This window comes from Paenibacillus sp. FSL W7-1279 (assembly GCF_037969845.1).
Taxonomy (GTDB): domain Bacteria; phylum Bacillota; class Bacilli; order Paenibacillales; family Paenibacillaceae; genus Paenibacillus_AQ.
Map to the genome: position 1 here is coordinate 1,429,500 of NZ_CP150215.1, position 26,106 is coordinate 1,455,605.

General features: G+C 50.4%; 16 protein-coding genes. 11 read left to right on the forward strand and 5 right to left on the reverse strand.

Going from position 1 to position 26,106, the window contains the following annotated elements:
* Nucleotides 1-5: 5 nt before the first annotated feature.
* Both MKY82_RS06095 and msrA read left to right on the forward strand, forming a co-directional pair.
* Nucleotides 6-2,624 (forward strand): glycoside hydrolase family 95 protein, encoded by a 2,619-nt coding sequence (locus MKY82_RS06095; RefSeq protein WP_339295732.1) that lies wholly within the window; start codon nt 6-8, stop codon nt 2,622-2,624.
* A gap of 471 nt (nt 2,625-3,095) precedes the next feature.
* Entirely contained in the window at nt 3,096-4,100 is a 1,005-nt protein-coding gene (gene msrA / locus MKY82_RS06100) for a peptide-methionine (S)-S-oxide reductase MsrA (RefSeq protein WP_339295733.1), read from the forward strand.
* A 142-nt stretch (nt 4,101-4,242) separates the two neighbouring features.
* Here msrA and MKY82_RS06105 read toward each other — a convergent pair whose 3' ends face one another.
* A complete protein-coding gene (locus MKY82_RS06105; RefSeq protein WP_339295734.1) occupies nt 4,243-5,181 on the reverse strand; it encodes an SGNH/GDSL hydrolase family protein in 939 nt (312 codons plus the stop codon).
* A gap of 489 nt (nt 5,182-5,670) precedes the next feature.
* Nucleotides 5,671-6,465: an AraC family transcriptional regulator gene (locus tag MKY82_RS06110; RefSeq protein ID WP_339222120.1), complete on the reverse strand. Its 795-nt coding sequence runs from the start codon at nt 6,463-6,465 to the stop codon at nt 5,671-5,673.
* A 149-nt stretch (nt 6,466-6,614) separates the two neighbouring features.
* Here MKY82_RS06110 and MKY82_RS06115 point away from each other — a divergent pair, with 149 nt between their 5' ends.
* The 3 genes from MKY82_RS06115 to MKY82_RS06125 all read left to right on the forward strand — a co-directional run bounded on the left by MKY82_RS06115 (nt 6,615) and on the right by MKY82_RS06125 (nt 11,361).
* Nucleotides 6,615-8,066, forward strand: coding sequence for an L-fucose/L-arabinose isomerase family protein (locus MKY82_RS06115; protein WP_339295735.1), 1,452 nt, complete (start codon nt 6,615-6,617; stop codon nt 8,064-8,066).
* 3 nt (nt 8,067-8,069) lie between these two features.
* A complete protein-coding gene (locus MKY82_RS06120) occupies nt 8,070-10,544 on the forward strand; it encodes a hypothetical protein (protein WP_339295736.1) in 2,475 nt (824 codons plus the stop codon).
* A 130-nt stretch (nt 10,545-10,674) separates the two neighbouring features.
* Nucleotides 10,675-11,361: an AraC family transcriptional regulator gene (locus MKY82_RS06125; RefSeq protein ID WP_339296640.1), complete on the forward strand. Its 687-nt coding sequence runs from the start codon at nt 10,675-10,677 to the stop codon at nt 11,359-11,361.
* Between the two features lie 166 nt (nt 11,362-11,527).
* Here the strand turns inward: MKY82_RS06125 and MKY82_RS06130 are convergent, their stop codons facing one another.
* Complete coding sequence (locus tag MKY82_RS06130) at nt 11,528-12,793, reverse strand: (Fe-S)-binding protein (protein WP_339296641.1); 1,266 nt, start codon at nt 12,791-12,793, stop codon at nt 11,528-11,530.
* 97 nt (nt 12,794-12,890) lie between these two features.
* Nucleotides 12,891-14,306, reverse strand: coding sequence for an FAD-linked oxidase C-terminal domain-containing protein (locus MKY82_RS06135; protein WP_339222126.1), 1,416 nt, complete (start codon nt 14,304-14,306; stop codon nt 12,891-12,893).
* Nucleotides 14,307-14,414: 108 nt separating this feature from the next.
* Between MKY82_RS06135 and MKY82_RS06140 the strand changes: the two genes are divergently transcribed.
* A complete protein-coding gene (locus MKY82_RS06140; protein ID WP_194541192.1) occupies nt 14,415-15,152 on the forward strand; it encodes a FadR/GntR family transcriptional regulator in 738 nt (245 codons plus the stop codon).
* Between the two features lie 126 nt (nt 15,153-15,278).
* On the opposite strand, the gene MKY82_RS06145 is transcribed toward MKY82_RS06140, so the two are convergent.
* Nucleotides 15,279-18,182 carry a family 78 glycoside hydrolase catalytic domain gene (locus MKY82_RS06145; protein ID WP_339295737.1) on the reverse strand — a complete coding sequence of 968 codons (2,904 nt, stop codon included), beginning with the start codon at nt 18,180-18,182 and terminating at the stop codon, nt 15,279-15,281.
* Nucleotides 18,183-18,489: 307 nt separating this feature from the next.
* On the opposite strand from MKY82_RS06145, the gene MKY82_RS06150 reads away from it, so the two are divergent.
* From MKY82_RS06150 to MKY82_RS06170, 5 genes are all read left to right on the forward strand, one after another.
* Nucleotides 18,490-20,118 (forward strand): response regulator, encoded by a 1,629-nt coding sequence (locus MKY82_RS06150; protein WP_220686363.1) that lies wholly within the window; start codon nt 18,490-18,492, stop codon nt 20,116-20,118.
* The gene (locus MKY82_RS06155; RefSeq protein ID WP_194541195.1) at nt 20,115-21,923 is read left to right on the forward strand and encodes a sensor histidine kinase; all 1,809 of its coding nucleotides are present in this window, start codon (nt 20,115-20,117) and stop codon (nt 21,921-21,923) included. The genes MKY82_RS06150 and MKY82_RS06155 overlap by 4 nt, the downstream gene beginning before the upstream one ends.
* A 163-nt stretch (nt 21,924-22,086) precedes the next feature.
* Entirely contained in the window at nt 22,087-23,850 is a 1,764-nt protein-coding gene (locus MKY82_RS06160; protein ID WP_194541196.1) for an extracellular solute-binding protein, read from the forward strand.
* Nucleotides 23,851-24,076: 226 nt separating this feature from the next.
* Nucleotides 24,077-25,024: an ABC transporter permease subunit gene (locus tag MKY82_RS06165; RefSeq protein ID WP_339295738.1), complete on the forward strand. Its 948-nt coding sequence runs from the start codon at nt 24,077-24,079 to the stop codon at nt 25,022-25,024.
* Nucleotides 25,025-25,054: 30 nt separating this feature from the next.
* Nucleotides 25,055-25,945: a carbohydrate ABC transporter permease gene (locus MKY82_RS06170; protein ID WP_194541198.1), complete on the forward strand. Its 891-nt coding sequence runs from the start codon at nt 25,055-25,057 to the stop codon at nt 25,943-25,945.
* The last annotated feature ends 161 nt before the right edge of the window (nt 25,946-26,106 follow it).

The window sequence follows — 26,106 nt, forward strand, 5'->3', positions numbered from 1 at the left end:
CGTGTATGAAGGTGGAGAAGGTGGAGAGGGAGACAATTGGAAGAGATACGGAACGTTCTCTTGGGGGACATCATGCCGAGCCAGATCGTGCAAGACAGCACGGCAAGATTGAAGCGGCAGGTCATGAAACCGCATGGCGGCAGCCTGATACATCCGCAAATCGGCGCTTGCGGTTATGGTACGCTTCTCCGGCGGCCGAGTGGAACGAAGCATTGCCCTTGGGGAATGGACGCTTGGGCGGCATGGTTTTTGGCAAGCCCTCGCTTGAGCGGGTGCAGCTTAACGAGGATTCCCTCTGGTATGGTGGTCCGGGAAGGGGAGCCAACCCTGACGCCACCGAATATTTGAGCGAGATCAGGCAGATGCTGCGGGATGGACGTCAGGCCGAGGCTGAGCATTTGGCCCGGATGGCGATGACTTCATCCCCGAAATACGAGCAGCCTTACCAGCCGCTGGGCGATCTGCTGCTCAAGTTCCTGGATGCCGAGGAAGCGGTGGAGCATTACGAGCGAGAGCTGGATTTGGAGCGGTCCATGGTGACCGTATCCTATTCTTCGGGCGGCACAGGCTATCGCAGGCAGTATTTTGTCACTGCGCCGGATGACGTGATGGTGATTCGCCTAACTGCCGATCGGCCGGGGGCGCTGACCTTTGCGGCAAACCTGATGCGTCGCCCTTATGACAGTGGAACGGATTCGTTAGGGCATGATACCTTGCTGATGAAAGGCGAATGCGGTACGGACGGCATTTCCTTTTGCACGGCACTACGGGCTGTCGCTGAGGGAGGAAGGGTCCGAGCCATCGGTGATTTTCTCTCGGTAGAAGGGGCGAATTCGGTTACGCTGCTGCTGTCAGCCCAGACAACCTTTCGGTGTCAGCAGCCGGACAAGGTATGTCTGGATCGGCTGGATCATGCAGCAGGCATGTCGTTCGAACAGCTGGAAAGCCGCCATCTGGAGGAATATCGGGAGAAGTTTGAACGGTTCTCGATTTTTCTCGGTTCCAGCAAGAAGGGTGTGAATAGAGCAGGGTTAACTGAAAGGGAAAATGGCATTCCGAATGGGACAGACCGTATTTCCGGGTCAGACCCAGTTGGAAATTCGGATTGTGCAGAGGATGATTGTTCATTCCTGCCCACCGATCAGCGGTTGAATTTGTTGAAGGAAAGAGTCAAGGCAGAAGGGGCTTCTGCAGAGAATAGCGATCTCGAATTGATCGCGTTGTATGTCCAATACGGGCGTTATTTGCTTATCTCCTGCTCAAGACCCGGATCTCTCGCGGCAAATTTGCAAGGGATATGGAATGACAGCTTCACCCCGCCCTGGGAATCGAAGTATACGATCAATGTGAACATTCAGATGAACTATTGGCCGGCAGAGCTGCTGGGTCTGGCGGAGTGTCACGAGCCGCTGTTCGACCTGATTCACCGCATGCTCCCGAATGGCCGGGACACGGCTCGCGAGATGTATGGCTGCCGGGGTTTCGCAGCGCATCATAACACAAATCTATGGGGAGAGACCCGGCCTGAAGGAATATTGATGACCTGTACCGTATGGCCGATGGGAGCCGCGTGGCTGTGCCTGCATCTATGGGAGCATTACCGGTTTGGCGGGGAAACGGATTTCCTGCGGGAGCGAGCGTATCCGGTCATGAAGGAAGCGGCGGTATTCCTGCTGGATTACATGACGGTGGATGAGGAAGGAAGACGGATAACCGGGCCTTCCGTATCGCCGGAGAACCGATTTGTGCTTCCGAACGGAGCCATCGGCAGCTTGTGCATGGGGCCCGCCATGGATGCGCAGATTGCGACGGCCTTGTTCCGGGCTTGTCTAGAGGCAGGCCATCTCTTTGGTGATGAAGCTGCCTTCCTTGAAGAGCTTCAAACCGCACTGCAAGAAATTCCGGCACCGCGGATTGGAAGGCATGGGGGGATCATGGAATGGCTGGATGATTACGAGGAGGCTGATCCCGGACATCGGCATATCTCGCAGCTGTTCGCCCTGTATCCGGGCGAGCAGATTGATCCTGAGAAGTCCCAGGAGCTTGCCGATGCGGCTTACAAGACCTTGGAACGGCGGCTTGCGCATGGCGGTGGTCACACGGGCTGGAGCCGGGCCTGGATTATCAATTATTACGCCAGGCTGCAGCGCGGCGCGGAAGCGCACGAGCATCTGGTGCATTTGCTGGCTTCCTCGACTTATCCGAATCTGCTGGACTGCCACCCGCCTTTTCAAATCGACGGTAATTTCGGCGGGATTGCGGGTGTCGCCGAAATGCTGCTGCAATCGCATACGGGAGAGTTACGGCTGCTCCCTGCGCTGCCCCACCAGTGGAACAGAGGTGAGGTGAAGGGGCTTCGTGCCCGCGGCGGCTTTGTTGTCGACATGCGCTGGGAGGAAGGCGAACTGACCGAGGTGAAGATTGGCGCCGACAAGGCGGGGGAATGCAGGATATGGTCCCGTTCACCGCTGGTCCTGATGGAGGAGATACAGCTTGAGGAAATTACGCTGACAAGTACCACGATATCCGGAGGAGCGTATTGTTACTCGTTCTCGATGCAGCAGGGTGCAAGCTGTAGCTGGGGAAAGTCTGTGAGGGAGACATATAAAGCGGTTGAAGAATAAATTTAATTTAAAAGAATAGAGAAATCTATCTGTGAGGGAACAAATAGAATGTTATAATTTGGATTGTACATACACACCTTGAGTGGGCGCACTCCTCTTAAAGGAGGTGGTGCGATGAACGTTTCGTTCGGTGAAGTGATAACCTTCGGGATTTTCCTGCTGGCATTGCTGACTTACATCGATAAACGACGAAAGTAACCCACTCCTAAGGTTGGCGCCTAAGTGGGTTACTTTCTCATTCCTGACTTGATCTTGGAGGAGAAATCCTGCTCAAGATGTTTGTACAAAGGAGTAGCCATAGGCCGGCTGCTCCTTATTGCTATTCTTATCTTATCATACCCCTTTCTAGACCTCAATAACGGATCGATTGCACAAAATACTAGTGAAGAGTAAGGATACTTGCTGCGATTGAGTCCTCAAGACTACACTAGTATCATAATGAAACAGACAAACATCAAAGGAGGGACTGCCTTGTATCATGCAATTGGAAAGACGCAATTGGCGACATTTGCTGGCGGTTGTTTCTGGTGCATGGTGAAGCCGTTTGACGAGCTTCCTGGTATTCTATCCCTGGTTTCGGGTTACACGGGCGGCCATACGGAGAATCCAACCTATGAAGAAGTGGGAACGGAAACGACAGGTCATTACGAAGCTGTGCAAATCCGGTTTGAACCCGATGTGTTCCCGTATACAAGGCTCCTGGACATTTACTGGCGCTTGATTGATCCAACGGATGCGGAAGGCCAGTTCATGGACCGTGGGGCGTCGTACCGGTCAGCGATTTTCGTGCATGACGGGGCGCAGCGCGAGCAGGCGGAAGCCTCCAAGCGCAGCCTGCAGCTTAGCGGCCGGTTCAAGGGGAAGATTGTGACACCGATTCTGCCTGCGGGGCCCTTTTATCCTGCGGAGGATCTTCACCAGAATTACTATAATACCCACCGTTATGACTATAACCGGTATTATGAGGGCTCCGGTAGAGCTTCTTTTGTCGAGCGGCATTGGGATCGGAAACAGGACAAGGAAGAGCTGCAGAGGCGTCTTACCGCGCTCCAGTATGCAGTGACGCAAGAAGGCTTGGATGAGCCCGCTTATGATAATCCGTATTGGAATAACACAAGCCGGGGGATTTACGTGGATGTGGTGAACGGAGACCCTTTATTCAGCTCAACCGACCAATATGATGCCCGAACGGGATTGCCGGCTTTTATGAAACCCCTGCATGAGGGATATATCAGAAAAAAAGGAGATCTTCGCGGCGGCAAGGTACGCACCGCGCTCTATGGCAGATTGTCCGGCTCTTACCTCGGTCACCTATACCATGACGGACCTCCGCCTGGCGGCTTGCATTACCAGATAAACTCGGCGGCGCTGCGCTTTGTGCCGGAGGGGGAGATGGTTCGGGAAGGGTACGGTGAAAAGCCCGATCTCCAGATAGAGAGCTGCCGAGAAATTAATGCTTCGAGGATAAGAATGTAAGGTTACGTCAGTGACTCCATAGAATTCAGTCCGTTTAAGAGCGTACATTCACTTCCTCTGGAGCAGTGGGAAGGAACATAGATTCTCCAGAAGGATGTCGCAAGGTTATGGCGTGATGACGCTGGGATCATCTAGGGATGAATTAGCCGTTCCTAAGAAGCTTTACGATTTCATTGTAAAACAGATTGGCGATCAGGCCTTGTCCATCTCCATTCGGATGCACCGTTCCTTCAGGTGTATTGATGTACGTATTGCCGGTTGTAGCCGCATATAGGTCAGCGCATGAAATCCCTTTGTTCAGGCAAGCTGTTTTTACCTCGTTTACCTTTACCATATTTTGTTCATTCGTATAGTAAGTGTTGTATTGGATAGTCGAAGCTATGATATTGGCATCCGGCAACAGTTCACGTATTTTATCAAATCCCCGTTCCAAATCGGCGCGGGGATTTGTATTATTCATCCCCGCAAGCCATAGGATCAGATCCGGCTTACTCGGAGCGACGACCGCATCTAGGATTTGGGTGATAGTATGGATCGGTGCCCCGGACAGACCGTGAATGCTTACCGGAATGGAGAGCATCTGCTGAAGTCTTCGTCCATAGAGCGAGTCGGGCCGGGAGGCGACATTGGCGCCGAAGGTGATGGAGTCTCCGATGCAGACGATGTTTCTTATACGCTCCGTTTTCGGATGAACGAAATCGGGCAGAAGATAATCGATATCAACATAACAGGCTGTGGATGCGGCGTTTTTGATCCCCTTTTTCCGAATGGATATGGTGTGGTAGCCCTCCGTTAGACCGGTTATGGAATAGACGAGCACGCCGTGCTGTGCAGTGGCGCTGTAGAAGTCGATTTTCCCGTGGAACACGTCGTCGACATATACATCGGCTAGGCCGAAGCTGTTCCCCTTCGTGGCATATATGTCTATCCCTCTGATGTATCCGCTCCAGGAGGCCGACGCGTTGGCAGCAGGCGTTCCATCCGAATCATGCCTGCTGTGCAGACTGGCGTTGGCCGTATGCTGGACGGTCCAATTGCCCGTATAGGCAAGTGCCCCATCCTCTACCTTTAATTTAGTCATTGGCAGATCCTCCTTGTTCAAGTATGGATGGGCAAGACCATACGGTCCAACTGCCCGTAAAATTCGAGACCTTATAAGGTGGATAGAAGAGAACATAGCTTAGTCTTTATTTTAGGATAGGGAGGCAAGGAGGGGATACGGGACGTTTTTGACTTTGTTGCCTGATATTAACGACTTTGAACGCCGGGCTTCGGATCGTAGAATCCTTCCAGAAATCATAGCTGCGTTCATGGCTCGGAGGATAGATGCGCATTAAACTTAAAGCATGAACCGGTTCAGCACACAGACATTTCAACAGGAGAGTTGTTATGGGTTGTACGGGAGGGGTGCAGAAGCTTCGAATAAGCGATAACGGACGAATTGTTGATCCGTGCGGACGGATTGCCGTTTTTTGGCTGGGTGTTACGACCTGGAATTTATTCCATAAATTTAGCGTTGATAATTTTAAAGGCTCGAATGATATGGCGGCCAAGGGACATAGATGCCGTTTTACTTTGTTTTCACCCAAATACGCGGCTTCTCCTTGACATAGACGGACGGCAGAATGCCGGTGATTTTTTTGAACACTTTATTGAAATAGGAGGGCTCACAAAAGCCGAGATAGTCCGAAATCTCGCTGACGTTCATCTGGGAGCCTGTCAGCAGGTCGCAGGCGGCTGAGATGCGGATCTGCTGGATGTATTCGGTTAATGTAACCCCCGTTGCTTGCCGGAACAGGCCGCTTATGTAATTGGGTGTCAATTCGACATGGGCGGCAAGATCCTGAACGGATATGGTCTCCCGGTAGTGCTCCAGAATGTACTGCTGCAGCTGCATGACAATGCCGTAGGACTTGGCCGGGATGGAGCGGTTGCCGACGTCCTCGTTAAGGATAGCCAGCATCTCCAGCATCATGCCGTGGCAGAGGGTCCGTGTATAGGGTGACTTGCGGAGCCAATGCTGGGTAAGCAGGGAAAAGCGGTGCCTCATATAGTCCGCATTGACCAACTTGGCCTTGATGCTCTGCGGTTCCGACAGCAGGGGCAGGCCTTCGCCGTTTCCTTTATAACGGAAATGGGCGGCATACATGTCATGTGGGTGTCCGCTTTGGTTGACGGCCGACCGGTGTGCGCCTTCGGGAATAAACAGCATATCGCCTTTTTCCAACGATAACTTGGCTCCACTTACGTTGTAAACGATTTCACCGGAAGTCAGGAGCAGCAAAATATAATGGTCTGCCGGAGCGGGCGGAACATGCCACCCCGGCTCGCAGTGCTCGAAATAAATGGCAACGGGTTCAATCATGGGACCAGCTCCTTTTCCTGAGATAAGTGATTAAGGGTCATTATATGCGAAACGCGTATTTTTTCCAACGGGTTGTTTTATACATGTTTTGCCTGACTTGAAGTTTTAAATCGGCAAGTCTAAATCAAATGAATCAGGTGGTGTTCGATATGAGTGGATTCATCCATCGTGCCAAGGCTCGAGTGGGTGTAATAACGGTGGGGCATGAGCCTTACTGGGGGCAATTCTCCGGACTTAAGGAAGAGCTGCAAGGGAACGGAAAAAAATTTGAGAATATGCTTCGGAATCTGGATGTTGAGGTGGTATCGGCAGGTTTTGTGGATAATGTGGATCAATCCTTTGCAGCGGCGGCTCGTTTAAAAGCTGCTGACGTGGACTTTTTGTTTTGCAATTTAAGCACTTATGTGACCTCATCGTCGGCCGTAACTGCGATTCTTAACCTTTCGGTGCCTACCGTATTGGTAGCTTTGCAGCCGTTAAAAAAGCTGGACTATCGCCATACAACGACTTATATGCAGCTGGCCAACGACAATATATGCTCCCTTCCCGAAATCAGCGGCGTTCTTGTGCGGGCCGGTAAGCCGGCTGCCGGCATGATTGTCGGCACGCTCGACAATGATGAAAGAGCAGCGCGGGAACTTGCGGCGTGGTGCCAGGTTGCGAATGCCCGCAGAGCCTTCAAATATGCCCGGATCGGGTATCTGGGCCACACGTACGAGGGCATGTATGACATGAACTCTGACCCTACCGCTTTTACGGCCGCTTTCGGTTCGCATATTCAAATGCTGGAGATGTGCGATCTCGCCAAATTGGTCAATGGGGTAACTTCGACCGAAATGGCCGACAAGCTGGATGAAATCCACAGCGTGTTTACCATGGCCGATCCGTTTATCGATCCGATTACGAGGCCGATCCGTCAAGAGGATCTCGATTGGTCCGCCAAGGTAGCGGTCGGGCTCGATAAGCTGGTAGCCGAATACGGGCTGACCGGATTGGCCTATTATCGTGGATTGGACAACAACGAATATGAGCGGATCGGCTCGAATATGGTGCTCGGCAATTCGCTGCTTACCGCCAAGGGCATTCCTCTGGCAGGGGAGGCGGATTTGAAAACGTGCGCGGCCATGCTGATCATGGACCGACTCGGCGGCGGCGGGTCCTTTGCCGAGCTGCATCCGTGCGACTTCGAGGACGATATCGTGCTGGTCGGACACGATGGACCGCACAATATTCGGATCAGCGACGGAAAGCCGGTTATCCGCGGATTGGATGTGTTCCACGGCAAGAGCGGATCGGGCATCGGGGTGGAGTTCAGCATAAAGACCGGCCCCGTGACACTGCTGGGCATTTCACAGACGGAGGACGGGCGATTCAAAATGATTGCGGCCCAGGGCGAATCCGTACAGGGGGAGATTCCCCAAACCGGCAATACCAACACGCGCTGCAGCTTCGGATGCCGTGTTGCCGAGTTCGTGGAGAATTGGTGTGCGGCAGGACCGACCCACCATTTTGCCCTCGGGGTCGGCCACCTGAATGCCAAGATTAGGAATGTGGCCAATGTGCTGGGCATTGAGTTTGAAGTGGTACAGGGGGGCATATAAAGGATGAGTCAATCCAGAGAACGTCAACGAAGGCTGAACCGGGTCACACTCGAAATGAGTCTCAAGCCGTTTACGAACTTGGAACAGACGGCGATTGACGTGATATGCGCCGAGGCCATCCGTCAATGGCTCCCGCTGATCGGCATGGCCGACAAGGCTTCGATGCTGTTGTGGGTAGCCGATGGCAGCGAAATTTTAACCTGGGACGGGAACGAGGAGACGGAATTCGAATGGGCCAAGTATATCGGTTTCGCCAATGAGCACTGTTTTAGCCACATTCAGGGAGAGGACGACCCAAGAATCGCTCGCCCCTACAGGGATAACCCTGTCCGTATGACTTACGGCGATCTCGGAAGGATTGTGAGCAGCTTCAAACGAGTGGCTGCCGAGCAATTTGGGGTGAGCATGGAGGTGGGGGCTACGTTTGATGCTGGTCCAGAATTTGCTTATTCCGATTTTAAATATCGGGATCATCCGGAGATTAATCGGGCAGAGCTTGGAGGACAGTATATATCGCTCAAAGCCGATTATACGGTCGTTTGTACTTGGTCCAAACTTCACGCAGACGGTGCCGGGTATGCGGCTTATCTGAACGGGATTCCCGAAGGGACTCCTTTCGGCGAATTTCTCGGGCGTCAATGCGCGAGCTTTCTGCCTGCCATGGGTTTTGATTATATTTGGTTTTCCAACGGTTTTGCGGTTTCCTATTTTCCCTGGACGTATTTGGGTGCCAATTATAACGGCTCGCAAATGCCTTTGACCGATTACAACGAGCTGTCAACTAAGGTGATGTCCTTCTGGGACGATTTCAAACGCGAGTGCCCGAATTATCGTACCGAAATCCGGGGCACGAACTTCGGGACGGGGATGGATCTGGCAAAAGATTACATCCCGATGCTTCCCTTGTATGAAAAAGGATACATTGAGCTCCCTCCGCCCAATTCTCCGTGGGGAGCCCTCAATTATGACTTTGGACTGGAAATGACGGGGTACCTGTCCAGAATCGCCGAAATCCCCGGCGTTACCTATCCTTTCCGTTTCTATCCGAATGATCCATGGTTCTGGCAAAATCCGTGGCGGGATTTATATGACCGCGAACCACACGACATCTACTGTCCGCTGGCCGCAGCCAGGGTGAACCATGCGGGGGAGCTTGAGGGACCCGGGATTGTGGAGATTCTGACGATTGATACCGAGAAGGGTGAGCTGAACGAAGAGGATGCGCAGGAAATCATCCCGCATCTGCGAAGAGCAATAACGCAGGCGCCGGACCAGCCGGGCCTCTTGACCTGGGTTTATCCATTCCGTGAGCTGCATGATAGGATAGCGGCATCGAGCAGTCATTCCGGGAGCATCTTCTTTCATGACTGGTTCATCCGCAATGCCATCAATCAGGGATTGCCGCTGAATACGGTGATCGGAACAGACAGCTTGTTTAGGATGAACCAAGACGCGGCTGGGAAGCTGAAGGATACGATCCTTCTCGTGTCGGCTTCTTGGCTGACCGGCGCGAATGCTGATTACTTTACGAATTATGTCCGCTCGGGCGGCCGGCTACTGCTTTACGGTGCTGTTAACGACTCCACGTTGCTGGACCTCCTAAATTTAAAGTTAGGCGAGGCCCTGGAAGGCGATTTTGAAGTGGGCGGCTTTGATTTTCTGGAAGATGGACTGTCCGTTTCCCAACCGTTGTTCCGGTCACGGAGGCTTCGCCATCAGGCTCGTATTGGCGATGGGGGATTCCGGGAACAACTCAACAATGCGAACGATGCATTCACGACCTCGGCGGTGAATCTTCATCAAGATGGCGAGGTGCGGGTGTATGCGATAAGCAGACAGCATCCGACCTGGGGTGGCGGCCGTGTCGGCTGGGTGAGAGGTTCCCTGCCGTTTGAAGATTCGGGTATTACCCATCTGCCCGTAAGACAGGATGCTTCGCTGCTTGACGGTTCCGTTGTCCTGCGATACATGCTTCAGCACTTCGGATACACGATTGTGCAGGATAAGTACGAGGAATCATCCACGCCTGCGCTCATGTTCGTAAAGCGGCATGATAATGCCTTTATATACACCGGTTGCAAGAAGGATTCCTCGGTGACCTTCCGCCTCCGGATGCCTGAGGGCATTCCGGTCATCATCGGCCAAGCGACCATGGGAGGCGTTGCGGAAGCTGCTTATGCACTGGACCGGACCTTCCATGACGAATGTCGGGTATTTGTCGACCAGAAGGAGCCTGGACAAATATGGTGCCGCGAGAACAGCCCAGTGTCCACCAGAAAGGTGAATCCGGTCCGGACGATTACCGTCGGCGGCCTCAAGGAGGCCGCTGTGACCGTATACCCGCCTTTATGGGCGATTGAAGGAGAACGTTTGGATATAAGGTGCAGCTATACCGCGCATGAGGAAGTCCCCTGGACCCGGCAGGGGAACAAGGTTTTGCTGGAAGAGATCAGCGGTACGATCAACATTTCCTGGTAGGAGAGGAGCGTGTCACGATCATGATATACCGGATACAAGCTGAAGCGGACATTTCGAATGGGCATTGGTGATGAAATTGCTCGATACCGAACCGAAAAGGGAAGAGAGGAGACGATCAAGCCGTTTGTTTATGGAAATGGAACAGCTTCGATCGAGGCTTAACAAATTCGATTTGCTCGAGAATTATTTGGATAACGGAGAGAAGGGAGAATTTGTAGCATTCTTTCGTGAGCTGTTCACTGTAGAGGTTCCTCTCTTCTCTGAAGAGGAAGGCAGGTGGTGCGAGCTTGAGTTGTTTTCCCGTCTGTCCGCGTTCTTCCTGTCATACATAAATAGGCGAAGATTGTTGGAAGAGCTTGATTCCTCTACGATTCAGGCCGAGAAAATGCTAAGTCCCGATGAACATGCCGGATGGAATGAAATGATCGATTATTTTTGCGAGCTGGGGGCCGTACTGGCCGATTACAATGGGCAGCAGCAGATTGAGAGAACCCATGAGATGATTGCTAAGGTTCATGATTACATTCATCAGTTTTTGCATGAAGAGCTGTCCCTTACCAAGCTGGCTGAGCTTGTTTATTTGAGTCCGCCTTACTTCTCCAGGCTATATAAGCAGATGACCGGACAGGGGCTGCTGAGTTATATCAACAAAACCCGGATTAACAAGGCTAAGCTGCTTCTGAAGACGACAGACCGGAAGATTCATGAGATCGCCTCAGAAATAGGTCTGGAATCTGCCCCTTATTTTACAAGACTATTTAGGAAAAGAACCGGTTTCACCCCGCAGGAGTATCGTGACAGCAGTAAATCGTGGTGAGAATGAGCTTCACTGGGGGTGGGGCACGCTTCGAGGGGGCTGCAAAATAATAGGTCATGAATAAACCGACACCGCAAATTCCGGGTGTCGGTTCTTTTAGCTGGTGAGGCTTGCCGTTACATGCTGTCAGAAGAGCGTTCTTCCAAGAGACTGACGTACATAAGAATCAAGCATCTTGTTTGGACAATCGTTCATACAGAAAATCAACCACATGCTTTACTTCTATCGGTTCGCCGCGGCCATGCTGTTCCACCCCAAGCTTCATCTGCAGAAGACAACCGGGATTGCTGGTTAGAATATACCTGGCACCGGTCACATTGACGTTATCCATCTTGTGCTCCAGGATCTGGCCCGCCATCTCGGGCTGCGTCACATTGTAAATGCCTGCGGAGCCGCAGCAGCGGTCCGCTTCCTTCATTTCCTGAAAGGTGACATTAGCTACTTGGTTTATGAGCTGCCTAGGCGCCGATCCGCTGCGCATGACATTGCGCAAATGGCACGAATCCTGATACGTGACGATCACCGGTTCGGCTGTTGTCGCTGCAGATTCGGCAAATGCAGGGATCCGCCCATGCTCCACGAGCAGCCTGCTGATATCCACGACCCTGCTCGCGAACCAGGCGGCTTGTTCATTCCAATCCTCATCCCCGTGGAGCAGATGGTCATACTCCACGAGCAGGGCCCCGCAGCCACCAGCATTGGATACGATATAGTCCACGTTCAATTCCTTGAACACCTTGACGTTGATCCTTGCCAGATTTCTTGCGAGCTCAAGTTCCCCGCTGTGGGCATGCAAAGCCCCGCAGCAAGTTTGTTCCGGGGGGATCACAACCTCAAACCCGGCTTCCGAGAGCAGTTTGACCGTGTTGACATTGGTGCCGGCAAACATCACGTCCATAATGCAGCCCCTGAACAAAGCCACGCGCGCAATTGGAGCACCTTTGGCTGGATGGACGGTTCCGAGCTGCTCGATGACTCCCTGTGCGGTGGCATCCGGCAGAATCCGCTCCATATCGCGCAGTGGCTTGGGAAAGAGCCGCATAATTCCGGTTCCTCTTGCCACGCGTCGCAAACCGGATGTTTGGTAAAAGTTTAGCGTTCTGCCCAACGATTTCAATCGGTTGCGGTGAGGGAATACCCCCTTGAAAAAGAGCTTGCGGATCCCCCTAACGGGTGGCGAATGCACAGAGTGATCCTCGATTGCATCCCTGGCCTGTTCGATCAGTTGGCCGTATTTGACGTCGGCCGGACATACCGGCTCGCAGGCTCGGCATCCCAGGCAATGGTTCATCTGATCGCGAAACATGTCATCGGGTTCCATTAGTCCGTCAGCAACGGCTTTCATCAATGCGATGCGCCCCCGGGGAGATTCCGGCTCGACCCCGGTTTCCCTGAACGTGGGGCAGGCCGGGAGGCAAAACCCGCAGCGCATGCAGTTGGTTAATTGATCGTAATCAAGTTTCTCCAGCAAGGTCCGAGCCAAGGGATTCGCGTGGTTAATCTGGGGTTTCTTGCTTATGTTGGTTTGTTTATCCACGGCCTATAACCACCCTTCTCCTTGTTTCTTTGGCAAAAACCTTGCCCGGATTTAACAAATTGTCGGGATCGAACACCTTCTTAATCCCCTTCATGAGCTCCATGCCGGAGGCGCCGATCTTCCATTCAAGGAACGGAGCCTTCACCATGCCTACCCCGTGCTCGCCGGTAATCGTTCCGCCAAGCTCAAGGGCGGCGGCGAAAATTTCCTCGAAGGCCTGCTCTACCCTGTGTATTTCCTCGGTATCTCTGGCATCGGTCGTCGCCGTAGGATGCAGATTGCCGTCGCCGGCATGGCCGAAGGTAGCAATCGTGACGTTGTATTTGATTGAAATTTCATTGATCCGGCGTACCATGTCGGCGATCTTGGACCGGGGAACGGTCGCATCCTCAAGAATGGTGGTTGGGCGAAGACGTGCCAGCGCCGTAAAGGCGCTTCTTCTCGCCGTCAGCAGCCGCTCTGCTTCCTCCCGGGTGGCAGCCACCTGAATTGTGTCCGCCTGCTCGCGTGTACATATCTGACGAATCTGTTCAATATCTCTGGTCACGGTTTCAGGATCACCGTCCTGCTCAATCAGCAGAATGGCTTCCATATCCAAAGGAAGGCCCAGCTTGGCAAAATCATCAACGACACGTATGGTCGGGTTATCCATGAATTCCAGCGTCGCCGGAATGATTTTGGATTCGATAATGGCGGATACGGTGCGTGCCGCCCCGTACAGATCGCGGAACATGGCGAGCATCGTCATTTTGCTCTTCGGTGGAGGGATCAGCTTCAAGGTTGCCTCCGTTATGATCGCAAGCGTGCCCTCAGAGCCGACCAGCAGCTTGGTCAAATCATATCCCGCCACATCCTTCATCAGCTTTCCGCCGGTACGGATGATTTCGCCGCTGGCGAGGACGGCTTCCAAACCGATCACGTAGTCCTTCGTCGTGCCGTATTTCAAACCACGAAGCCCGCCGGAGCATTCGGCGATATTTCCACCGATCGTCGAGATTCGCATGCTGCTCGGATCGGGAGGATAGAACAGGCCTAAGGACTCGATATGATGGATAAAATCCGCGGTAATCATGCCGGGCTGAACCGTAGCCGTTAGATTTTCTAAATCCAGCTCAAGCAAGCGATTCATCCTATGCATCACCATAACCACCCCACCTTGGACCGGAACGGTTCCGCCGCATAGATTGGAGCCGGAGCCTCTGGAAACGAGAGGTATCTTATAGAATGACAACGCCTTCATTATGGCGGAAACTTGTTCCGTGCTTTCAGGATAGACTACCCCGTCCGGCAGCGCCTGCAGCATCGGGGTCCCGTCATAGGAGTGGGTAATCAATGCTTCTTTATCGTCCCGAAAGTGGGCATCACCAACGATGGCACGAAGCTGTGCGGTGAGAGCCGGATCTAACATATCGAAATTTCCCCCTCTATTGATCAGGTCATCTGATGACTTTTGTTTTATTATATGACATGATTATAGTAATGAATAGTTAAAAATTTAAAAGGGGGCGAAATTGCCGTGCGAACGATCAAAGTGGAAAACCAGAAGGGGCACGAAATCGTAGGAGAGCATCTCCTTCAGCAAATTCGGGAAGGGCATCTCCTCCCGGGCCAAAAATTGCCTTCCGTCGTTGAATTGGCCGCCGCTTACGGCGTCGGGCGGTCCACGATCCGCGAGGCGGTCAGCGCGCTCAAGGCTATGGGATGGCTCGATGTGCGCCAAGGAGGTGGAACGTATGTGAAGCCGGTCCTTCCCAGCGAGCCCAAAAGCGGCGCCGATGTGCTGTTTCAAGGCGCCGAATCCCTGGTGGAGCTGCTGGAGGTCCGCAAGGTGCTGGAGACCGGCGCCGCCTCCTTGGCTGCAAAACGGCGTACGGACCAGGATCTGGAGCGAATGCGTGCCGCCCTTTTGCAGATGGAGCATGGGCTTAGCGCCAAGGATACCCGTGAAGGCGAACGGGCTGACATTGCTTTTCATATGGCCATAGCGGCTGCGTCGGGCAACACGTTGCTGATTCAGCTGATGGAGTCGTTATCCGACCGTTTAACGGAAACCATCCGGAAGACCAGAGAACTATGGTTTTATAAAGAGCAATCAACCGCTTCCCGGCTGTTGATCGAGCACCAGACCATATTTGACGCAATTGAGCGGCAGGACCAAGAGCAGGCAGCCGCACGGATCGAAGCCCACCTGATCAAGGTAGAACAGGTGCTTCGGGGAGCATTGGAGGCTGGTGGCGACAACATATCAGATTGACAATCGCGATGGGAGTTCGGAGAATGTCCCGTATTTCACCCCAAGAAAAACCCCTCCAAGTAGACTTTAATGCGCTTACTGCACGTTGTCTACTTAAAGGGGATCATCACGGTTGCTTCGTGTCGATTATGGGAGCCTAATCAATTCGACCTTCATGTCATAACCGGCGGGTGCTTCTGTCAACACCTCTACATGTGCCGGAACTTCCAGGCGCATGTGAAGCAGACCCTCGTCTTCGAATCGCCACGAGACATCAATTCGCCCATTGTCGGGAAGCGGAACCGTGCCTCGCGCCCAGGCCAATCCACTGGGCTGAGGTGCTACACGGACCTTATCCCAACCCGGAGTAAGTCCCTGCACACCCAACACCTGATGGCCGAGGAAATAAGCAGGTGCGGCTGACCAGGCATGACAATGGCTACGGGTTAGCACCCTTGGGTTATTATGGTAACCACTCCATGGGAACATCTCCCAGCAGGACGTGGCGCCATGTTCGATCATATAGCCATAGTTTTTACGCATATCTGCAACCAGTAGATCCGGGCGACCGAGCTTCGTTAAAGCTTCATAGTAAAAGAACAACATAAAGGGGCTGCCTGCCTGCACAAACCGTTCCGGAGGATCTGTAATATACCGCTCGAGTGTAGATTTGCGATCTCCATTCGCAATATCGCATAGATACGCAACGATCTGTGTTTGCATGCTGGTCGTGGCGGAATATCTCCCGTCCGCATGAATACAGTCCACATAGGCTGCCCGTTCCTCATCCCACAGATGCAGATCTATGGCATCGCGCAGCTTGTCGGCAGCTTTCCTCAACTGATCCGCGACAGCCGATTCACCGGCGGTATCTCCGATCTCGGCAGCATCGCGCAGTGCTTTGACCATAAACATATTTTGCGGGGTCACCACACCTTCTCTTGGCTGCTCCATCGGTGCCCAATCGAGCAGGTTCCAGCCCGAGCGTTCCAGTAGTCCCATGTCATTCTGAAGCTTGAGATATTGCTCCAGCGTTCGGTTGACATGCGGCCAGATGTCCACGATGAATGGTTCTTCCCCGTGATAATGGTAGTATTCGAGACAAGCCGTTACCCAGAAAAAAGTCCAGTTCGGAATCACACTGTTCCAACCGCTCGGCACTTGATCCACATATAGAGGGGTCTGGCAGGAGGAACCGGGCACCAATTTCAGGCAGCGACTGACGATCTCTTTGGTCCCGAAGGTGTAGTAGCTAACTAAAGCCTCGTTACGTGCATCGCCTACCCAGTATACTTGCTCGAAGGCGGGGCAATCGACAAAGGTGTCCTCCATGCACAGCCGGGTCGTGTCCCGACTAATAGCCCAAATATCGTTCAGCAGCGGGTCGCTGCTGCGGAAGCTGCCTACATTCGCAACCGGATAGTTGCTTTGTATCAATTTTATTTCGTGCAGCTTTACAGGACGGGACGCTCCACGCAAAGTAAGAGCCAGGTAGCGCAGCCCTCGCCGGACTACGGAAACATAAGATTGACGGCCGTCCTTGCAAACATAACGGAATGTATTATCCACAAGGTAGGTATGTTGACGCCAGCCGTCGCTCATGTACTCAAATCCGTAACCATCCACGATAGTGCCTGAGGAGGCATCCAGCTCAATGGCGATATAACCTGACAGTTCCCGGCCGAAATCGATGACGATCTCCGTGTCCAAACCGGCGTATACAGGGATAGACGCTGAGTGCGGAGTAGCCAGCACTGCCTGCTGCATGGCCGATGGAACCGGATAAACCTGCTCGTTGACCTTCCAGACGCAAGAGGTAAACACATCATTGAGATTTACAAGCTGATTCTTAATCGGGTGAATCCAGCTTGTGAACGTTTTCAAATCCGCCAATGAAGCCACGCTGCAAATCTTTGCATAGTCAGGGTGATTTCTTTCCAGGAGACGGCGCGGTTGATGATCAATGTCCTCAATAACATCAAAGGGCCCGATGGAGACAAAGGGGGCGGATGATACATACTCAGGCCCCAATGCGGGTGCGTGCACAGTAAAGGAGGCGCTGCTGTCAAAGCCGATATGGAAGCCGTGACCATGACAGCTGCCTGTTACATCTATAAGCAGAAGATGCTCGCCCGATTCCAGCTCAAAAGTGGTATAACGTTCCGGAACTTCACCGACATAGCGGTCTTCGGACAACCAATGTCCATCTACGCTTAGACGGGCATGCGTTCTACCGCTGTCTACCATGCCAACGGTCAATGGGGCTGCCTGTTCCATTCGGATCAGGGTAGCGATGAGACCGCAAAACTCGATAACATTCGCATGATCCGAGCTCTCAGGGAATAAAATACTCCGCAGATCAAGTACAGCGCTCCAAGCCGCCGGTCGTACTGCACGGAGACTCTCCACGTGGGAGGGATAGAGAGGTTCCTCAGTTAAGTATGGGATATCGCGTTCCACCAGACTCGTCCAGGGAGCCATACCTGCGGGGCCAATTGCGGTTGCCGACTCCCATCCACTATCATCATATCCAGTCTGGATCCAATCCTCTTCCCATCCTCTTGCGTCCAAGATCTCAGTAAAGCCCAGCTGACAAGATATTCGTGATGAAGATGAATCGTAACCGGAATGAACAGCGGTTTTCCAAGACTCATCCGAAATGGTAACCGATTCGGACGGTGATGTCAGTCGCTGTCTATCCAGCTGTACCAGCAATCCCGCCCTTCCTCGAAGATACTGAAAGGTGGAAATTCCGTAATGGATGACAAGTACAGCAATGACATTTTCCTGACCTGCCCGCAGCAAATGACCGATCTCATATTCATCATAGGCGAGTTCAAAGGGCCAAGACCGTACGGGGCCACGTCCAACCTGCTCCCCGTTAACATACAAGACATAACGCGAATCAGCGGTAAGCTTTAGCAGCGCTTGGTCCAATGTACCTTCCGGGACAAAGGAATGTCGAAAGCAGCGCCACTCATTACGGGGACTCTCACAGCCGGCACCCCAGATCCAGGACGCTCGCCAATTTGATACTGAAGGTTGATTCATTAGAAACCTCCCAGAAATAATAATGGCCGTATTTTTATATAGTGAATGAATTAAAAAGAAGGAAGGGAATTGGACTAAATAGAAGGGGAGGGGAGTCGCCGATCGGCAAACCCATTGTATACCGAAATTGGAAGGTTGTATAGTGAAACGTAGCCTAAACATAGGTATACACATACCGATTGGGATTGAAGTGCAAACTGTCAGCATCTTCGGAAGCGGCTCAACGAAAACTGTGGAAGGATCAACAAGCCCTTGCTATACTTGGGCTATGTTAAACACGGCGTCATTATAATAAGGGGGGTCGGTTATGTATAAGGTGATTATCGTTGAAGATGAAATGCTCGTTCGAATTGGCCTTAGAAACTCCGTGGAATGGAGTAAATTCAATATGCAGGTCGCAGCAGATCTTTCAGACGGACAGATGGCTTGGGATTACTGCCTGAATGAGGGGTTCCCTGATCTGGTTATCACCGATATTAGAATGCCTAAGATGGATGGTATGGAGTTAATATCGAATATACGTAAAGAAAATAGGGCCACCCGGATTGTGGTGTTGTCTTGCCTGGAGGAGTTCGAGCTTGTACGCCGGGCGATGTCACTTGGTGTATCCAACTATATTCTCAAATTAACCATGACGGAAGAGGAAATCGAAAATGTATTGAACGGGACACGCATGGAGCTGGATGCCCAAGGATCTACGGCTTATTCCCAAGGTAAGGAACAACAACTCCTGCCAGCTAACATGGATCTGATCATGGAAAAATATATCAAGGATTTTTTGCTCTACGGCATATACTCCGTCGAAGAATTCGAGCAGTTTGCAGCACAAAGCGGGATCCGTCTTTCGCCCGTACGAATGGTGGTATGCACGATGGAGCTGGACCGTTATTTCGAGTTAAAGCATAAATTCCGGGACGAGCATGGACATTTAGTGAAAATGACTTTATTGAATATACTGTATGAAATTACCAAATCCTTCGATAGGGATCCTGCGACGTATCTGGATGAAACCCACTACCTTCTCCTATTCAGCTTTGATGATCTTTTCTCTGAACAATCAATCATGCAAGAAATTCATACGATTCTCAGCACAATTCAGGATGCGATTTATACGTACTTCAAGGGCTCGGTTTCATTTGGGGTGAGCGGTGTGCAGAGCGGGTTTGGGTCTTTGCGCAAGTTGTATTTCGAGTCCAGGCGTGCTCTTGAAAAGAAGTTTATTACAGGTCCTGGACAGAAGCATACCAACAACGATCCCCTTGATCTTAGCAAGGTCCTTGCGCAAGTGGAGAAAATACGCGATTATCCGCCGCTGCGTAATATGCTTAGCCCGATGAAGGAGAAGGAATACAGTGACTACATCACCAATTTTGTAAACGCTTTATTAGAGGGGAAAAAGTCGGTACGAATTATTTTGTATCAATTCATCCAATGGATCAACACGAATTTATATGACGATCATCAGAATGAAAAGATGCTGTTATTCAATATAACGGAAACGTTGGACCAGTGTGATACCTTGCCGGAAATGCTAGAGGAGATCAGTGAGTATTTATCTAACGTAGTGGAGCAGTCGAGGACAAATCTGAATATGAGCGGAGAAATCTCGAAGGCCATACAGTTCATCAAACAGAATTATGATCAAAACATCAGTCTGCAGCAGGTGGCTGACCATGTAAACTTAAGCTTTGGCTATCTAAGCAATCTCTTTAAAAAGGAACTTCAAATTACGTTCGTTGAGTACTTAAACTGTTACCGAATTGAACGAGCAAAGGAATTGTTGACACGGACCCATTTGAAATCATACGACATCGCCGTTAAGGTGGGGTTCTCTCCGGAATACACTTACTTCAGCAAGGTCTTCAAAAAAATCACAGGATTAAATCCAAATGAGTATCGTAGGCAGTTTTTATCCGGAAAAAGAGGCGTGACATGAAACTTAGAGGACGATTTCAGAAGCTGGGCACGCAGCTGATTTTATTCTATATGATTATTAGCCTGATTGTGCTGTCCTTCGCATCTTACTTTATCTACACCTTTGTGCTGAAAATCATCAAGGAGAATAACGAGACTTTATTGCTCCAACAGTTTCAGCAGTTGGATCATAACATTGCCGGGCTGATCGATGATGTGGATTCTTTGTCCAAGTTCTTTCTCCTGGATCCCGCTGTTCAAAGGTTTCTTAATTACACGCCGGATAAGGGGGAATTCGAGTTCATGGAGATGAAAAATGATCTTCATGAGAGCATTGCTCCCTATATCAGCAATTATGATTTTATTGATTCGATTTATATCGTAGGCGGGGTCCAGGGATTGATTGGCGGCACCAACAATACAACCCTTGTCCATTCAAGCGACCCGTGGCTGAAAGAGTTCATGCAAACCGATATTTTCGAGCGCTCCCATCAGGTTTTTCCCGAGATGATTATCCAGGGCGGAATTGACAAGAGCCATTACAATCCCTACAAACTGAAGCCTAATGACGGAATGGTCGTCAGCATGGCGCGCGGGGTCAGGCCGCTATATCAGTCTGTGACCAACGCCGTGCTGATTCTAAATGTGGATGAGGAATACTTGTCTTCCATTTATTCAACCGCCCTCCAAGCTGAAGAGGGAAAGATGTATATCGTGAACGAGAAGGGGATCGTGATCTCCAGCAGCAATCCTGATGATGTTGGTTCCATCAGCCCTTACAATCCGTTCATTAACCACGCCGGAGATTACGGAAGCTACGATAACGGCAGTACGAATTCACCGGTTCAGGTTATGTACTATCGTCTGAATGAAGCAAATTGGTACATGATGAAGGAAATACCGCTCAATTCCTTATCGGTGGATATTTATTCAGCACAGACACTGCTGGTGTTCGTGATCTTGGCCAGTCTGCTTGTGATGTTCATCATTTCCTATTTCTGGCTCAAAAAGATGACGCGGCCGCTGCGTATTCTTTCGCACAAGATGAAAGATATGAGTCGTGGGGAAATTGGAATTACGTTTGCCAAAATTCCAAACAATGAGTTTGGTATGGTGATTCGGCGATTCAACGAGATGTCGCTGAGCATTGTGGATCTGATTCATAAAACAAATGAGATGCAGGAGAAAAGACGGGAACTCGAAATGGAGGCGCTTCAAAATCAAATTAACCCGCATTTTTTATACAATACGCTTAATATGATCCGTTGGATGGCTTCTTCGATTAAAGCGGACAACATCGTGAACAGTGTCGTAGCGCTGGGGAATATTCTACGTCCAGCCTTCACGAGTAAAGAGCCGCTGTGTACTCTTAGGGACGAGCTTAGCTATCTGGAGAACTACATTAAGATTATCAATTGGCGGTTTAACAGCAGTGTCATCTTCTCTATCGATGTAGATGAAGCTTACCTGGATCATAGGGTTCCGCGGTTTATTTTACAGCCGTTAATCGAGAACTCCATTACGTTCGGAAGACAAGAAGACGGACAACCCATCCATATTCAAGTCAAGGTCCATGAAGAGGCGCATGATCTGATAATAACTGTTACGGATTCAGGTGTGGGCATCCCTCCTGCCAGATTGGAACAGTTGAACCAGAAAATGCGCAGCGGCGAAGATCATACTGAGGTAATCGTGTCCGGCAACGGAATCGGCCTGTACAATGTGAACAAGCGGATCCAGTTGAATGATGGGCCGGCATACGGGGTTTGGTTGGTACCTCAGCTTACAGGGACAGAAATACAGATCCGGCTTCCAAAGCATAGTTAGGTTTGATGGCATTGTTCAAGTTCATCTCAAAATTGTTCAGTTTAAGAAACGGTCATCTGTAGATTATTCAAAAGAATCCTAATATTATGCGTGTTTCGGCACAATCACAACCATTAAGATCAAGGAGGAAGGGAATTATTTCATAGGACCAGGAGGGAATACAATGAGTAAAAGGGGGATCGTCAGACCGGCGATGGCGGTGCTGATCATCTTATCGATGCTGCTTGCCGCTTGTACGAGTAATACCAAAACAAGCAATACACCAGATTCTCCGGAAAAGGTGGGGACGGATAGCAATGAGGAAGTCGTGACGCTCCGGCTGCTTATTATTGAAACCGGATCGAAGTGGAACACCTATCCGGACAGTGCTATAGCGGAGGAGATCGCGAAGAAGGTTGGAGTGAAGATTGAATATGTAGAAGCGGACGACAGCAAATTCAACGTTTTACTTGCTGGGGGAGACCTGCCTGATATCGTAAGGACAGAGCCGGCAAAGTATGGTAAGCAGCTGATTGACGGTAATCTGATTATCCCAATGGATGATATGCTGAAGGAACATGGAAAAGACATTACGGCGAATATTCCAACCGTTGTAGAATACAGCAAAGAGAACTGGAGCGAAGGGAAAAACCAGCTTTTCTTCCTGCCGCCGCAAGTTCAGTCAGAGCCTAGTCCGATCTATCCGCCGCTGACGATCGGACCAACGATTCGTTGGGATTACTATAAGGAGATCGGCGCGCCTGCGTTCAATACGCCGGATGAGCTGCTTGATGTATTGGAGCAGATCGTCCAGAAGCACCCGCAGACGGAAGACGGGAAGAAGATATACGGTGTTTCCATGTGGCAGGATTGGGGACTTTGGCCGTATATTGTCCCATTCGCGTGGTATACCATGCAGACAACCAACAATAGTGATATCATGGCAAGAAAACTTGATGAAACGCAGTACAGAAACATATTGATGGAGGAAGATTCCACGTTCTGGGTTGCAGTTGATTTTTACAACAAAGCGAATCGCAGAGGATTGCTGGATCCCGATGCCCTGACGATGAAGAACAATGATTATTCCGCCAAGGCTACGGCCGGACAAATTGTAATTGGACCAGCTACATGGGCCATGGGTGACTTTAACTCCAAATATGCTAAGGATGGTAAAGGGTACGTCGTATTGCCAACAGGTAAGCGGGCATGGAGCGGCGGAGTGAATCCATTAGGCTGGACAGGAAAAAGCTACGCGATCTCCAAGAGCTCAAAGCACCCGGAAAAAGCTATGCAGTTTTTAAACTATTTATATTCCTATGAAGGAGTACGAACGCTATACAGCGGAGTTGAAGGCGTTCACTGGGAGATGATCGACGGTAAACCGCAAATAAAAGACGAAACCTTTGAGTTAAGGAATGCAGGCGGTACAGCATGGGAGAATACAGGAATTGCCTTGGACACGAATCTGATGGGGATTGGTGGGGCCGTGTTGGATCCTGTCACAAATTCACCTCTGGATCTATTCCAAACACAAGAGGCTTTAGCGCAAGGAATAACCGAGCTGGAAAAGGATTTCAGTGACCATTACGGTGCTATGCATCCGGGTGAGGTCCTGGGTAAGTTAATTGCGGAAGGCAAGCTGCAGGACGCGAACACGATAAGCAAGGATTTAACAACAGAGCAACGGATCAAAGAGGGTAAGGTTGGGCTCCCGGCTATTCCCGAAGATATGCTAAAGATTGAGGCCCAGGTGAAAGAGCTGGCAGCCCGTTATGCAGCAAAATTGATTTTGGCCAAGACCGACGATGAATTCAATCGGATTAAAGAAGAAGCGCTGAAGGCATTCAAAGATGCTGGCGTGGATAAATTCACAGAATTCTATACCAAGGATATTGCAGACAGACGGGAAGCGGTCGGAGCATTACCGGCAAAGCTTAATAACTAGCTAAACGTTGAGAAAAGGAACAAGGAAACCTGGAAACAGGGCCCCTTGTTCCTTTTTATAAATCTGATTTCAAGAGAATCTGTAAAATGTTCAAGAAACCAGACGTAAACGTTAGAATATTCAATTCAATCATTAGATCGTTCATTCAGAATATAGAAGCTTCCATGTAATGTTGAGATATGGTTGCAGAGGCTATATAGAAAAACATTTGATCAAAGGGAGAGAAATGAAAGTGGACACTGCTTATCAATCAGAACAACAACCGCTTCTTAAGAAGGAGCGCCCGCGGATCCGAAAAGAAGGTATCATTTTGTTGTGTATGGCGATTCCTTTTATCATCGTAGCATTCGCCTTCCATTATGTTCCCCTATTTGGCTGGTTGTACGCGTTTTTTGATTATCGCCCTGGGATCCCTTTGAGCCAAACCGCATTTGTAGGGTTTGAGCATTTTCGGGAAATGTTAACCGATCCCAACATGGTCAGAGTGTTGACCAATACACTGGCCTTGAGTTTGCTGGGGCTTCTGACCGCACCAATCCCCGTTCTGCTTGCCGTGATGATCTCCGAGGTTAAGAGCGAACGGTTTAAGCGGATTTTTCAGACCACGTCTACACTGCCACACTATATTAGCTGGATCATTATTTATTCGCTCGCGTTCAGCATGTTTAGCTCCGAGGGAGCGATTCAAACCATTTTTTTACGTTTGGGTATGGACACACAGATAAATGTATTAGGTAATTCCGAGCATGTATGGCTTGTCCAAACCTTGATCCTTCTGTGGAAGTCCTTAGGCTGGAGCGCGATTATTTATTTGGCCGCCATCGTAAGCATTGACGGCGAAATGTATGATGCCGCGAAGGTGGATGGCGCAGGTAGATTCAGGATCATCTTCCACATAACGATACCCAGCATCATGCCCACCTTTATCGTTCTGCAGCTGCTGGCGGTGAGCAATTTACTATCCGCAGGATTTGAACAATACCTCGTGTTTAACAATGTGATGGTGGCGGATAAAATCGAAGTCTTAGATTTATATGTGTACAGGGTTGGCCTGGTGATGAATGACTTTCCGTATTCTACAGCGGTGGGGATGTTTAAGTCTGTTATCAGTATCATCCTACTGTTTCTGGTCAACGGATTGTCTAAGAGAATTAGAGGTGAGAGCATTGTCTAAGAAGTGCTGCATTCTAGGGAGGGACTATATATGCGTATAAGAAAGCAAAGTACATCGGATCTGATTTTTAATACGGTTAACTATTTATTCCTCATGTTGCTGTTAATTTTGACCGTCTATCCGTTTTATTATATTTTCATCTACTCGATTAGCGATTCCTTCGAAGCACAAAAAGGGGTGTATCTTTGGCCGGCAGGATTCTCATTGGAAAGCTACAGAGCCGCCTTTCAATTAAAGGGGATTACCGATGCAGCGATCATCTCCGTGCTTCGGACCATACTGGGAACGATGATCACGGTGTTGTGCAGCGCCTTCTTCGCTTATTTGATCACCAAGCGGGAGATGCCATTCCGCAAGCTGATTTATCGGTTCATATTAATTACCATGTACTTTAATGCCGGTTTTATCCCCTGGTATTTAACAATGAAAACATATGGACTGCAAAATAGCTTTCTCCTCTATATTATACCAAGCGCATTGGTCGGTTTTTATATTATTCTTATCAAGACGTTTATGGAGCAATTACCTCCTTCGTTGGAGGAGTCGGCGAAAATGGATGGCGCGAGTTATTTCAAAATTTTCACGCACATTGTATTTCCCTTGTCCATGCCGATTATCGCCACAATTACTGTATTTGCAGCCGTCGGACAGTGGAATACGTGGTTTGATAACTTCTTTTTGGTATCAGATCCAAAGCTCCAAACGCTGCAACTCTTGCTTTATAACTTCCTCAGCCAGACGAACAGTATAGCGGGAATGACAAGTGAGGAACTGACGCGTAACGGACAAGCAAGAGTGATGACGCCCCAATCGGTTCAGATGACGATTACGATGCTCGTTACCATGCCGATTGTGATTGTCTATCCTTTTCTGCAGCGATTTTTTGTTAAAGGGATTATGCTCGGCGCGGTAAAGGGTTGATGTAGCTGTAAGGTCCCGGGCGGGCCGATACAAATGTGATAGAAGGGGTGTCCTAAAAGATCTTAGATCTGCGGGATGCCTTTTTTCTGTTAGGGGATTCCTCCGTATTTGAATCGTTTCACTGAAACCCTCAGCGGACCTGTGATCCTGTCCACGAATTT